A 12564-nucleotide genomic window follows, 5' to 3' on the forward strand; every position below is an offset into this window, starting at 1 on the left:
GCAACGGCTGGGTTCCTCCCCGCTCGGTGGTGGGGAGCGGAGAGGATCCCGGGGACGTGGTGCTCCTGGACGCCTGCTCACTCTCGTGTGCAGGAATCTCCTGCCGCAGCAGCGCTGCAGGGCAGCGCAGCTCGAAAGGGATGGCAGTTCGGATCTTGCCGTTCGAAAGGACTGTGCGGTCGGAAAGCGCTGAGCGGTTCGAATAGGGATGACAGTTCGACAAAGCTGTGTAGTTCGAAAATGCTGTGCAGGTCGACAAGATGCGCGGTTGGAAAGGCATCGCCGGCATCGGCGATGGAGGTCAATATACGTCGACAGGAACACGTCGAACAGGCCTGTCGGCAAAGGCTCTCGGCAGCGATCCCTGCGACGGGACGTGCCCGGGTGGGTCCGGTCGCCCGTTGTGAGGCCGGGGATCACCGGCACCGCACTCCGTGTAAGAGCGGGGATCGCCGGCACCGCTCGGTTGTGAGGGCGGGGATCGCTGGTACCGCACTCCGTATCATGGCGCCATGGTCCGCCTCGAACACGTCTGCGTCGTCCATGAGATCCTCCCCGACGCGGGCCGGGTGGGTCGTACGGGGATCGACAAGCGGCCGGTCGACGGTCCGGTGGAGGTCGGTCCGCTGCAGGTGGTCGGCGACACGATCTGCGACACCACGCACCACGGCGGTAGGTTCCGCGCGGTGTACGTCGTCTCCGACGAGGACGCCGCTGTGGTGGAGACGCTCCTGACGAGGACGCCGGGTGCCCCTGCCTTTCCCGTCGAGGTCCCGGCTCGTATGCGAGAGGTCCCGGTCGGGACGTCGGAGGCGAGCCGGGAGCGCACCCCGGGGGTCCCGGACCGTACGCCACCGGTGGGCTGGATGGGCGAGAACTTCCGGGTGTCGGGAGTGTCGATGAGCGAGGTGCTGCTCGGCGAACGCTGGCGGATCGGCGATGTCGAGATCGCGTTCACCGAGCCGCGCGTGCCGTGCGCGACCTTCCAGCGATGGGTCGGTGAGGAGTCGTGGGTGCGCCGGTTCGCCGATCTCGGTCACCCGGGCGCGTTGGCCGAGGTGATCACTCCCGGCACGGTCCGGGCCGGCCTGCCGGTCGAGGTGGTGCACCGGCCGGCGCACGGGCTGAGCATCGGGGAGGCGTTCCGACCGGCGATGCCGGCCGACAAAGCGGCGGAGTTCCTGGCGACGTACGCCCCTGCCGACATCCAGCCCGACATGCTCAAGAAGGCCCGGGCCGCGGTCAACCGCTCTCCGGGAGCCTGACCGATGGCACCTGACCGGAGGGCACCTGATCAGAGGGCACCTGATCAGAGGGCGGCCAGCCAGGAAGCGACAGCCGGCCCCGCTTCAGCGCCGGCCCGCGGTGAACGGCGTGCGCTCAGCTGGACCACTGGCCGGTGGCGAACATCCACGCCCACCACACCATCATCAGCACCGACCCGGCCCCCGCGAGCGCGACGACCACCCGACCGACCCGGACCTGACCTGCCCGCACCCGACCCCGACCGGCCCGGACCGGAGCGCCTGCACCGGCCACCGGGGAGGCCTCCGCCGGCGCTGCGGGCCCCGCCGCCCGGGACACCAGTTCGCCGATGATCATCCAGGTGGGGAACCACAGCAGCACCGCCCGGTTGACCGACATCAGCCAGGGCGAGAACGAGAACGCGAGGAGCTGCACGCCGACCCAGGCCGCCTCGGCCCAGCGGCGCCGGCGCAGCATCCAGCCGGTGGTCAGCAGGCCCACGGCGAAGGACACCAGCTCGTAGCGGAACATCCAGCCCCACCCGTTCGCGTCGGCGTAGCCGCCGGGCCGTACGGCGGTGAGGGTGGCGCTGATCGAGTCCCAGGGCAGGGTGAACGTCCGCTGCCAGCCGGCCTGCTGCGCCGCGAACCAGGCGGTCCACGAGCCGGTGAGCGACCACAGGTACCAGACGTACGCCGCCAGCACCGCGAGCGGGACCAGCAGCCAGGCCAGCCGGGTCACCACGCCGCGCAGCCGGGCGATGACGGGGAGCGTACGGTCCGCCGGGCGGCTCAGGGCGAGAATCGCGAGGGCGCCGATCAGGAACAGGCCGGAGACCCGGAAGGTCGTCGCGACGGCGGCGAGACCGGCGGCTGCGGCCCACCGCTCGGAGCGGGCGCGTTCCCAGGCCCAGAAGGCGGCCGCGCAGAAGAGCGCCTCGGTGTAACCGACGACGGTGAAGACGGCGGTCGGGGCGATCAGCCAGGCGACCGCGGCCCAGGTGCCCGCCGACACCCCTGGCGCGGCGTCCCGGGCATCACGCAGCGCTGTGGTCGCCGGCCCGGCGCCCCGCGGCGCCGCGTCTCCCGCCCCGTCGACGATCCGCGCCAGCGCCCAGGCGGCGAGGGCGGACCCGACCAGGCAGAGCAGGACGCCGGTGATCTCGGGGGCCAGGCCGACGGCGGACCCCAGCCGCATCAGTAGCGGCAGACCGGGGAAGAACGCCATCTCCCGAGGGTCGGGCGCGTAGCCCTGCCGGGCGATCCGCGCGAAGTGCGCCACGTCCCAGTTGCCGAGGACCCCGCCGACGCTCCAGCCGTTGATCGCCGCCGTCACCAGCAGCGTGCCGAGCAGCAGCGTACGACTGCCGATCCAGGCCGGCACGAGCCAGGCCCGACCGGTCCGCGCCGGGGCGGTGGCGCCGGCGTCCCGACCAGGGCGAGCCGCCGCGGTCCCGGCGGGACCGATCCCCTGCCGCTCCACGCCGGCCGGACCGATCTCACCGCGCCCGGTCGGCGGCACCGGATCAGCCACCGGTCGTCGTGCCCGAGCCCTTGCCACCGCCGTTGCCCGACCCGGCGCCTGTCCCGCCGCCGGCGCCGGCGCCTCCCCCGGAGCCGGAGCCGCCGCCATTGCCGGTGCCGGTGCTCGGCGGCGTGCTCGGCTCCTTCGACGAGGCGCCGGAGGTCGGCTGGGTGCTGCTCGGGGCGGTGCTCGGCGCCTGGCTGGCCGGTGCCGAGGCGGTCTGCTTGGGCGTAGCGACCGGCAGCGGGGTCGCCGTGCGCCGCGCGACGGCGTTGGCCGGGGCGTCGAAGCTCTGGGTGGGCAGGCCCTGGCTGGCCACCTGCATGTACGACAGCCAGGTCGACGCCGGGAACCCGGCCCCGAAGAACGTCTGGGTGCCCGCCTGGCGGTACGGGTCGAGGTCGCTCTGGCCGTCGTCACCGGCGACGTACATCACGGCGGTGGAGATCTGCTTGGTGTAGGCGACGAACCAGGCGGAGGCGATGTCGTTGCCGACACCGGCGGTGCCGGTCTTGCCGGCGACCGGCCGGCCGAGGGCGGACGCCTTGGCGCCGGTGCCCTCGTTCACCACCGACTGCAGGGCGCTGGTGGTGGAGGCGGCGACGTTCTGCTCGACCGTCTGCTTGTTGGCGGGGGCGGCCTGGTAGAGGACGTTGCCGTCGCGGTCCTTGACCTCGCGGATGACGTGCACCTGATTCTGCTTGCCGCTGTTGGCGAGGGTGGCGTACGCGTTGGCCATGTTGACCGGGCTGACCTCGGCGAAACCGAGGACGATGCGGTTGTACGCGTCCCAGGCGCCGGCCTTCGGGGCGCCGGCGTCATTGGCCGCCTGGATCACCTTCTGCGGGCCGTGGTCCATCTGCGACACCATGTCGACGAACGCCGTGTTGATCGACTGGGCGGTCGCGGTGCGCAGCGACACCGGACCGTACTGCTGATTGAACTCGTTGCGGACCGTCTCGGACTCGCCCCGCGGGGTGAAGGTGTTGCCCTGGAAGGTGGAGTCGAGGGTGAAGCCGTCGCGCAGGCCGGCGATCAGGCCGAACGTCTTGAAGGTCGAGCCGGTCATCCGGGCGGTGGATGCCCAGTTGCGGGAGTTCTTGACGAAGTCGTCGCCGCCGTACAGGGCGATCAGCTCACCGTTGGAGGTGTCGACCGAAGCGATCGCGGCGTGCACCGCCGAGGCCTTCGAGCCGCGCGACCTCGCGGCCGCATTGGCCTGGGCCTCGTTGGCCTGCGCGGACTTCTCCGCCGCCGCCTGGCTCTTCTGGTCGAAGGTGGTCGTCACCCGCAGGCCGCCGCCGTTGATCTGCGCATCGGTGAAGCCCAGCGAGGCGAGCTCCTGCTCGGCCATGTTCACCAGGAAGCCCTTCGGGCCCTGGTAGCGCGGGTTCACCTTGACCGTCGGCAGGTCCGGCAGCTTGCCGGTGAACTGGTTGTACTGGTCCTGGGTGATGGACTTCTCGTCGAGCATGCCGGACAGCACGTACTCGTAGCGGGCCTTGAGCCGCGACATGTTGTCGGGGTCGACCTTCGGGTCGAGGATGCTCGGGTTCTGCACCACCGAGGCGAGGACCGCCGCCTGGCCGATGCTGAGGTCCTTCGCATCGATGCCGAACCACGCCTGCGACGCGGCCTGCACACCGTACGCACCCCGACCGAAGTAGACGGTGTTGAGGTAGTTGGTGAGGATCTCCTCCTTGCTCAGCCGATCGCTCAGCTTGAGCGCGAGGATGACCTCCTTCACCTTGCGGGAGACCGTCTTCTGCGGCGTCAGGTACATCAGCTTGATGTACTGCTGGGTGATCGTCGAGCCGCCCTGCACATCCTTGCCGGACGCGATCGCGATGAACGCACGCAGCATGCCCATCGGCGAGATGCCCGGGTTGGTCCAGAACGTCCGGTCCTCGGCCGCCACCTGGGCGTCCTTCATCGCCTTCGGGATCTGGTCGTACGTCAGGCTCGTCCGGTTCTGCACCGCCAGATCGGACAGCTGCGTCGTACCGTCGCCGTAGTAGAGGTAGGTGGTGTTGGTCTGGAAGTCCGCGTTCGGATCGGGCACCTTCGTGGTCGCGTAGAGCCCGGCGAACGCGACGCCGCCGACCAACACGACCGCGAGGACGCCCGAGACCAGAACCGTGAGGATCTTCTGCCAGAGGGCCATCCTCCGCCACCTCGACGTCTTCGCGGCGGGTCCTCGGCGGGAACCACGTGCCGCGGGTCGCGGTTGCGGGGTCTTGTGATCCATGGATGTCCTCGGCGGTCGGCTGCCGACCCGGTGATGGCGAGGCACCTCCACGTCAGGCAGGACGGATTGCTTCTCGTGGACACAGTGCCACTTGGGGTACAGAATAGGTCGGCACCGCAGCCGGACCGAACCACACCCTGAGAGATGTGGCCGGATCGGCACCGCGGGGTGGCGTCATCGGGGGCATCCGGTCCTCAGGTGCAGGCCCGCCATGGTGCCCGGGGCCCTGCTGCCGGGAACGTGGCCGAGCGTACGCCTTGAGCACATCGGGTCGCCGCTCGTCGGATGTGCACCTGGCGCGGCCAACCGGGTCACCAAGCATCGGGTCCTCCGCCGCACGCTGGCCCGCTGGCCGATCGCGGGATGGTCACAGGCCCCGTCCGCGTGCACGGGATGGGCGCGCCGTCCCGGCGGTCTGCGGTGGCGCACCGTTTGGGCAACCTGCCGATGGTCCCGTATCGTAGGTGGTCGTCGCGTACGTCGTACGCCGCGCTCGGGACATCGACGCAGCGGGTGACACACCTGCGTTGGCCCGGACAACTCAACAAGGGGCACTGGCGCAACTGGCAGCGCACCGCTTTTGCAAGGCGGGGGTTAGGGGTTCGAGTCCCCTGTGCTCCACGTTTTTCCCTTTGTCAGAGGCCCTTTCCCGAACGGGAGAGGGCCTCTGCACGTGGCCGGGACGCGACACGGTCAGGACTCGTCCCGAATGTCCGGTGGCCGCCGGCCAGCTGTCGGTCGGCCACGCCTTCCGGCGGAAGACTACTGGCTCAAGGGGCAATCGCTGAGAAGTTCTGCACCCGGAGTGGCCCGTTTCGCGCCGAGCCCTCGGCGGCTCTCCGGTGTGGGTATCTCTGACATGGATCTGGTGCCGAGCCGACCTCGCCGGGCGCATGTCATCCGGGACTCGGTTCGGGCCCCTGATCACGCATGACGGCCCTCAGCTGATCGTCTTCGCCGTGACCTACGCGCGGGCCGGCATGTCGATGGACTGCCGCGCGACATCCGGATCGAAACCCGGGCGACATCACACAGCTCGGCAGAAGTGCACGGCGTCTCCGCCAAACGATGCGCCAGTGCCAGACGCTGCAGGGAATACCGAACGCGACCGGAAGTCCCGCCGCGTATGCACATTTCCCGCAGCGTCTGAAGGTCCCGCAGCGTCTGGCCCATCACCCAGATGCACACCTTCTGCTACAGTGTGTCGCATGTCGTCCGATGATCGCGCTTCCGGGTCCGATGATCATCCTTCCGGCCTGTCCGGCCGCTACGGCCCGCTCGCGCTGCGGGTGATGGAGCGCGTCTGGCGGGATGCCCCGGTGGACGTCCGGACGGTCCACTCGGAGTTGGTACGTGATGGCCAGCAGATCGCCTACAGCACGGTGAAGACGATCATGGAGCGGTTGGTGGTCAAGGGGGAGCTGACCCGCGAGCGCGAGGGTCGGCAGTTCATCTACTCGCCGGTCCGTACGAGAGCAGAGACCGAAGCGCTCGTCACCCGGGGCGCGGTCGATGAGCTGCTCGACCGCCACGGTGACCTGGCCGTGTCGTTCTTCGTGGATCGCGCCCGACAGGATCCTGCCCAACTGGCCAGGTTGCGTCAGATGCTCCGCGAGATGGAAGCGGAGGACGGCGATGACTGAGCTGCTGCTGTACCCACAGGTCGTGCTCCTGCTCGCGCCGCTCCTGCTGCGGGCGATCTGGGCAGCCTCCCGCTCATCGCTGCAGCACGTGGACCCGCGAGCTCGCGCCGCGGTGCTGTTCGCGATAACGGTGCTGCCGGTGGCCGCGATCGCGGTGCCGTACGTTCCGGCGCTGGCACCGCATCTGCCGGTGCCGTGGCGTGCGCCGATCGCGTGGGGTATGGCGAACTACCCGGCACCGTCCGCATGGATCGCCCAGATCGTCGCCATCCTGGTGACTGACGCGTTGCTCCTGGTGCCCTCTGCCGCGCTCATCGTCCTGACGGTCCGCGCGGCCCGTCAGACCCGAGCACTCACCGGACTGGAAGGCGAGGCACATCCGTCGGGTTTCATCCTCGTGCCCGGTCGTGGCGTCGCCCTCACGGTCGGCCTGTGGCGTACGCGAGTGCTCCTCTCCTCCGACGTGTGGGAGGGCGAGCACGGTGCGGTCATCCTGCGTCATGAGCAGGCGCATGCCCGGGGGCGGCATCCGCTGCTGCTCCTGCTCGCCCGCGCCGCGCTGGTGCTGTGGTGGTGGATCCCCGGGTCGGCGCGCCTGCTGGAGGATCTGCGCGATGCGCTGGAAGAATCCGCCGACGCCACGGCTGCTCGCCGACACGGCCGCCTCCGGGTCGCCCGCGCCATCATCGACGCCGCAAGCACGCGGACGCCTGCATCCGCCCCCACCCCCGCCCTCGGCTTCGGCAGCCCGGGTGGCGCCGAGCAGCGCGTCGCGACTCTCGCGCACGGCTCCGACCCGACCCTGACCCGGGCCGTGGCGGCGGTGAGCACGGTGATCGTGCCGCTCTGGTTACTGCTCCTCTGACCCCCACCTCCCCCGCAAACACCGCCTTCCCGTACGGCACCACCCCACCCGTACGACACTGCATCGCGGTACGGCACCACCCCACCCGTGTCTGCACACGGGCGACCCGCAAGTCAACCTGCTACAGGATGTAGCAAAAAGGATGGAACAATGACTTCTTCTCAGGCGACGCCGGTGGCGGAACTGGTCGATGTGTCCTACGGGTACCGGCGCAGTCCGGTGCTCACCGGCCTGGACCTGCGGGTCCGGCCCGGCCGGGTGTACGGGCTGCTGGGCCGCAACGGTGCCGGGAAGTCCACGACGATGAAGCTCCTCGTCGGGCTCCTCACTCCGTCCAGTGGGCAGGTGCGGCTGTTCGGTTCCCCGTTCGCCCGGACGAGCCTGGCCCGGGTCGGCGCCTCGATCGACGGGCCGGCGCTCTACGGCCACCTGTCCGCGACCCAGAACCTGCAGGTGCACGCCGCTCTGCTCGGTGTCGGACCCGACCGTGTGCGCGACGTGCTCGCCGCGGTCGGGCTCGCGGACACGGGGCGGCGGGCAGCCGCCAGGTTCTCCACCGGGATGAAGGTGCGCCTCGCGCTGGCGATCGCGCTGCTCGGCGACCCGGAACTGCTGATCCTCGACGAACCCCAGAACGGCCTGGACCCCGAGGGCATCCGCGAGCTGCGCGGACTCCTGCGCGACCTCGCAGACGCGGGCCGCGCAGTGCTGGTGAGCAGCCACGTGCTGGGCGAGGTCGAGCAGATCGCCGACGACATCGGCGTCCTCGCCGCCGGACGCCTGCAATACGAGGGGCCGCTGACGCGGCTCGCACCCGACGGAGACCTCGAACGCGCCTACTTCACCCTCACCGAGACCCGTGAGGCCGTGACCCGCAAGGCCGTACGATGAGCGGCCGTGCGATGAGCGGGATGCTGCTGGCCGAGATCCGCCGCTGGCCACGCTCGGGAGCATGGATCGTCCCTCTGCTCGGCCTGGCGTTCGGGACCGTGCAGGTCGTGATCGTCCGGGCCACCGGAGCCACGACCGGGTGGAACAGCCTGATCGCGGGAGCCGTGATGTGGGCGACCAGCCTCTCCGGGCCCGCCGCGGCGCTGCTGCTCGCCCTGGTGCACATCCGTGAGCGCCGTGCCCGCGGCGGCGGAGCCTGGTGGCGGCCCGGGAGCCCCGTCACCGCAGGGCTGTGCCGGATGCTCGTCTGTGCTGTGGTGGTGGCGTTCACGAATCTGCTCGTGCTCGCCCCCGCCGCCGTCATCGGTCGTCTCGCCGCTCCTGCGACCTTCCCCACCGCACGACTGCTCGCGCTCGCCGGGGCACTCACCCTGGGCGCGATCGTGCTGTACCCGGTGCTCGAGCTCCTCGCCGCCCACTGGGGCACCGCCGCCGTACTGATCCTGGCGGCCGTCTGGACGCTCGCCGGCGTCCTCACCGCCGAGCACCCGCAGTGGATGCTGATCCCGCCCGCCTGGCCGGTGCGCGCCGTGCTCCCGCTGCTCGGCACCCACGCCAACGGCATCGCGCTCGCACCGGACGATCCCCTCACCGTCGAGAGCCCGACGACGGCGCTGCTGCTGACCGCGGCGACGCTCCTCATCCTCCTGGTCGTCCACCTGCTCGCCGGACGCATCCTCCACCGGCCGCACTCCCAGGCACGGCCCGCCGCACCACAGTCCGCACAGCGACAGGCCCGTGAGGTGCCCGCGGCGACGGCATCGTTCGCCCCGCTCCCGGCCGGGCCCGTGAGGCGCACTCGGCCGCCGCTGCTGCTGGGGCAGCCGGGCTCACTGCGGCGTACGCCCCTGTCCTGGCTCATCCCGGCGGGCCTCGTCCTCCAGCTCGGGGTCGTGCTGCTCTGGCGCAGCCCCGGCTACGCCGAAGGTTTCGCCGAGCTCGTCCTCGTGCCGGTGGGGGCGGTGCTGCTGGGCATCATCGGCTGGACCAGCACCCGCGACGCCTGGCCCGCCATCGCCATCACCCGGCATCGCCTCGGCCGGATCATGCTCGCGCGGCTCCTCACCCTGGAAGTCGTCCTGACCTTCACCGTCCTGATCGCCGGCCTGCTCACCCTCGCGACCGGCGCCGACCCGGGTCGGACGCTCCGAGCGGCCCTACTGTCGCTCGCCGTGGGGTGGATGCTGCTCGTCGCCGCATTCTGGCTCACCGTCCGCTGGTCGCCCGGCCTCACCGCGGCCGTCAACGGCATCGGCCTCATCGTCAGCCTCGTCCTCGGCGCCGGCGCGCTCGCCACGTCCTTGTGGCCGTACGCGCCCTGGGCCTGGGCCCACACCCCGGCGAGTCTCGGCCGGACGACCACCGCCCTGATCGCAATGGCCGCGCTGCTCCTCGGAACCGCGGTCACCCCGCTCGTGGCATCCGCACTGCGGCGCCCGCGGTAGAACGCGGCGACCCCGCCGGGCATCCTCGCCCTCCCCACCCAGCCGCGGGCTGCCAGCCGGTACGCGCCCACTCGCGCGAGGATCGCGAGCAGGGGCGTCAGCGCCGGCCACAGGGCGAGGGTGTCCTCCTCCCGGCCCAAGCCGTCGGGCCGATCGCGGCTGACTCGTGTTGGGGCTCGGGCCGCGATCGCGACCTGGCGGACAGGGTCGGCGCCGTCGACGATCAGCGACGAGCTACTCGCAGGCGACACCGTCACCGTCACGATCGAGCTTCGACGAGTACCCCGGATCGCCACGGTGCAGTGGCGCCGCACCGGCGGCCTTCGCAGCTTTGCAGTTCGCGTACGACACCGAGCTGCTGCTCGTGCCGCCGTTCGAGGAGCCGGTCTTCCCGCTCGTGCTGCCTGACCCGCTGCTGCCGGACCCGCTCGTTGCTGCCTTGCTGGTCTGCGTGGCTGCGAGGGGCGCCACAACGGCCGACGGACTGGCTTGTGCTGTCGGCGTCGGCGTCGGAGTGGGCGTGGGCGCAGGAGTGACGGGTGGTGTCGGGGTGGCCGTGACGGTCGCCGTCACCGTCGCGGCAGGGGTCGGCACCGGCGGCCGCTGCTCGGCCTGTGCGCTCGACTGCCCGATGCCGGCGACCAGCAGTGCAACACCCGCCGCGATCAGCGGCCACTTCACCTCGCTGGACTGGACGATCGCCCAGCCCGCGAGCCCGACACCCGCCAGCATCAGCGCCGCCCCTGCGATGCCTGCCAGCGAGAAGATCATCGCCACGACGGCAGCAGCCAGGACGACGTACTGCCAGATGGCCGGCCTGCGCTTCGGCGACTGCTCCGGAGCCACGGCCGCCATCGGCACGCCCGACGTCCCCGCGCCCGGCCACGTCGGCTCCTCGGCTCCATGCGGCTCATCGGGCCCCGCAGCCTGATCGGCCACCCTGTGCCCGCGGCGCGGCTTCGGAGCAGCACCCTTGACGGTTTCGCGGTAGTAGACACCGGTGCCCGGGATCCCTCCGGACACCGTCGTCCGGCCGGTCGTCGACTTCGTGACACCGAACCCGCGCCCCCCGAACCGGACCGATGCGCTCTTCTTGCCCAGATTCAGCCGTACACCGGGAGCGATCTTCACGCTCCGCCGGAATCCCCACCCCATCGCCGTTCCCCCTCGAGTTGTCAGGGGCGGCCGGTCGCCGGCATGACACACCCGCGGCCTGCCCTGCCCCTCAGCAGCATCTCACGGGGAGTAGAGCGGTCGACGTTTCACACGAAACCGGTTCGGCGCACGGCTGTACGTGCCCACAGGTCCCGCGACCCCACGTGGTCCGGCGACATCCTCGGTCCGAGTTCGCTCAATCGACGTACGCGTCGACGGTCGCCCGCAGCGCGTCGACGTGGTCGTAGATCTCCTCGACCCGCTCGAGGGGGATCTTGGTCTCGTTCTTCTCGCCGTCGAACAGGCCGAGGTATTTCTGCTTGCGGTTGAAGTGCAGTCGACAGATCGGCTTGCGGTTGTTGTTATCGAGCAGGACCCCGAAGTACGACTTGGTGTCGCGGTGGGCGACCCGATCCAGTGGCACCTCGGAGGCGACGATCGCCCGGACGATGTTGTAGGCCTCGAGCTCCTCCTGGGTCGTCTCGATGCCACGGTCGGCGTCCTCGGTCTCGCTGTCACTGTCGCCCTCGACGTCGGCACCGGCGGTGTCGGGGACCGGGACCGCGGCGCCGATGGCCGGGCCCTGCCCCTGCAGCGCGGACTTGAGTCGTTCGTTCACGCGGTCATTGATGTACTGGGTGGCCGCCTTGCGCGTGATACCGAGGAAGAATTCGCGCATCTTCGCCGTCAACGATCCTTCGTAGACGCGGGTCGCGAACAGACGCATGAAGTCCTCGTCCGGTTCGGCGAATTCGCGCGCAATCTCGGCCTTCACCGCCGAGACGTACTTCAATTCCTCGGCCGCGACGAGGACGGACTCGAGGTCGAACGTGGACTTGGTGAGCTTCTTCAGTTCCGGCAGCGTGTACGGGTCGACGTCAAGAAGGTTCAGGCGCAGGAACGGCTTCTCGTCCATCACATTGGGCTTGTCGAGGTCGGTGTAGAAGTTCCAGTACTGGCCGTTGGTGAGGACGCCGATCCGGGCATTCGAGACGTGGAAATAGCGTACGAGCTGCCCCGCATTCTCGAGCGTGAGCGGGGTGCCGATCTGCTTGGCCTCGATGAGCATCTGGACCACGCCGTCACGCATGACCGCGTAGTCGATCTTCTCGCCCTTCTTCGTGCCGATGTCGCAGATGAACTCCGGCACCACCTCCGCCGGGTTGAACACGTCGTACCCGAGGACTCGGCTGATGAACGGCATGATGACCGCGTTCTTCGTCGCTTCCTCGGTCTGCAGTGTCTCCCGGTACTCCGAGACCTTCGACGCGAGATCGGTCAGTGCATCCTCGAACGCCACGATGCGTCCCCCTTCTTGTCGCCCGGGACGCTCGTCGGTCCGGTCCCGGCTGTCCTTCCGACCGTACGGCCGGATGTCCATCATTGCCTCTGCAGGTGTCTTCCGGGTCGTGGTCGCGACAGGCGGAGCCCCCGCTCTCCGCTCCGGCCCGTACCGACGCCACGTAGGCTGAAGGGAAAGGATCGTTC

9 protein-coding genes and 1 tRNA gene are annotated in these 12564 nt (G+C 70.3%); 6 read left to right on the forward strand and 4 right to left on the reverse strand.

The window, feature by feature from the left end:
- Positions 1-512 precede the first annotated feature (512 nt).
- Positions 513-1265: an MOSC domain-containing protein gene (locus VB059_RS00340; RefSeq protein ID WP_323420026.1), complete on the forward strand. Its 753-nt coding sequence runs from the start codon at positions 513-515 to the stop codon at positions 1263-1265.
- A gap of 115 nt (positions 1266-1380) precedes the next feature.
- Here the strand turns inward: VB059_RS00340 and VB059_RS00345 are convergent, their stop codons facing one another.
- Together VB059_RS00345 and VB059_RS00350 are read right to left on the reverse strand one after the other, a co-directional pair.
- Positions 1381-2712, reverse strand: a complete 1332-nt coding sequence (locus VB059_RS00345) for a hypothetical protein (protein WP_416339467.1) — start codon at positions 2710-2712, stop codon at positions 1381-1383.
- A 58-nt stretch (positions 2713-2770) separates the two neighbouring features.
- Complete coding sequence (locus VB059_RS00350) at positions 2771-4933, reverse strand: transglycosylase domain-containing protein (RefSeq protein WP_323420028.1); 2163 nt, start codon at positions 4931-4933, stop codon at positions 2771-2773.
- A gap of 632 nt (positions 4934-5565) precedes the next feature.
- Between VB059_RS00350 and VB059_RS00355 the strand changes: the two genes are divergently transcribed.
- From VB059_RS00355 to VB059_RS00375, 5 genes are all read left to right on the forward strand, one after another.
- Positions 5566-5638: transfer RNA gene (locus tag VB059_RS00355), tRNA-Ala, on the forward strand.
- A 587-nt stretch (positions 5639-6225) separates the two neighbouring features.
- Complete coding sequence (locus tag VB059_RS00360; RefSeq protein ID WP_323420029.1) at positions 6226-6660, forward strand: BlaI/MecI/CopY family transcriptional regulator; 435 nt, start codon at positions 6226-6228, stop codon at positions 6658-6660.
- On the forward strand, positions 6653-7525 hold the full coding sequence (locus tag VB059_RS00365) for a hypothetical protein (RefSeq protein WP_323420030.1): 873 nt from the start codon (positions 6653-6655) through the stop codon (positions 7523-7525). Before VB059_RS00360 ends, VB059_RS00365 begins: the two co-directional genes overlap by 8 nt.
- A 150-nt stretch (positions 7526-7675) precedes the next feature.
- Positions 7676-8416: an ATP-binding cassette domain-containing protein gene (locus tag VB059_RS00370; protein WP_323420031.1), complete on the forward strand. Its 741-nt coding sequence runs from the start codon at positions 7676-7678 to the stop codon at positions 8414-8416.
- The gene (locus VB059_RS00375; protein ID WP_323420032.1) at positions 8413-9921 is read left to right on the forward strand and encodes a hypothetical protein; all 1509 of its coding nucleotides are present in this window, start codon (positions 8413-8415) and stop codon (positions 9919-9921) included. The genes VB059_RS00370 and VB059_RS00375 overlap by 4 nt, the downstream gene beginning before the upstream one ends.
- Before the next feature lie 234 nt (positions 9922-10155).
- Here VB059_RS00375 and VB059_RS00380 read toward each other — a convergent pair whose 3' ends face one another.
- Positions 10156-11076: a DUF4236 domain-containing protein gene (locus VB059_RS00380; RefSeq protein ID WP_323420033.1), complete on the reverse strand. Its 921-nt coding sequence runs from the start codon at positions 11074-11076 to the stop codon at positions 10156-10158.
- Between the two features lie 196 nt (positions 11077-11272).
- Entirely contained in the window at positions 11273-12376 is a 1104-nt protein-coding gene (locus tag VB059_RS00385) for a type I restriction enzyme HsdR N-terminal domain-containing protein (RefSeq protein WP_323420034.1), read from the reverse strand.
- Positions 12377-12564 lie beyond the last annotated feature (188 nt).

This window comes from Raineyella sp., from assembly GCF_034933565.1.
GTDB lineage: Bacteria > Actinomycetota > Actinomycetes > Propionibacteriales > Propionibacteriaceae > Raineyella.

Coding starts and splice junctions, on each gene's coding strand:
- VB059_RS00340 (WP_323420026.1), top strand. CDS start 513: ATGGTCCGCCTCGAACACGTCTGCGTCGTCCATGAGATCCTCCCCGAC.
- VB059_RS00350 (WP_323420028.1), bottom strand. CDS start 4,933: ATGGCCCTCTGGCAGAAGATCCTCACGGTTCTGGTCTCGGGCGTCCTC.
- VB059_RS00360 (WP_323420029.1), top strand. CDS start 6,226: ATGTCGTCCGATGATCGCGCTTCCGGGTCCGATGATCATCCTTCCGGC.
- VB059_RS00365 (WP_323420030.1), top strand. CDS start 6,653: ATGACTGAGCTGCTGCTGTACCCACAGGTCGTGCTCCTGCTCGCGCCG.
- VB059_RS00370 (WP_323420031.1), top strand. CDS start 7,676: ATGACTTCTTCTCAGGCGACGCCGGTGGCGGAACTGGTCGATGTGTCC.
- VB059_RS00375 (WP_323420032.1), top strand. CDS start 8,413: ATGAGCGGCCGTGCGATGAGCGGGATGCTGCTGGCCGAGATCCGCCGC.
- VB059_RS00380 (WP_323420033.1), bottom strand. CDS start 11,076: ATGGGGTGGGGATTCCGGCGGAGCGTGAAGATCGCTCCCGGTGTACGG.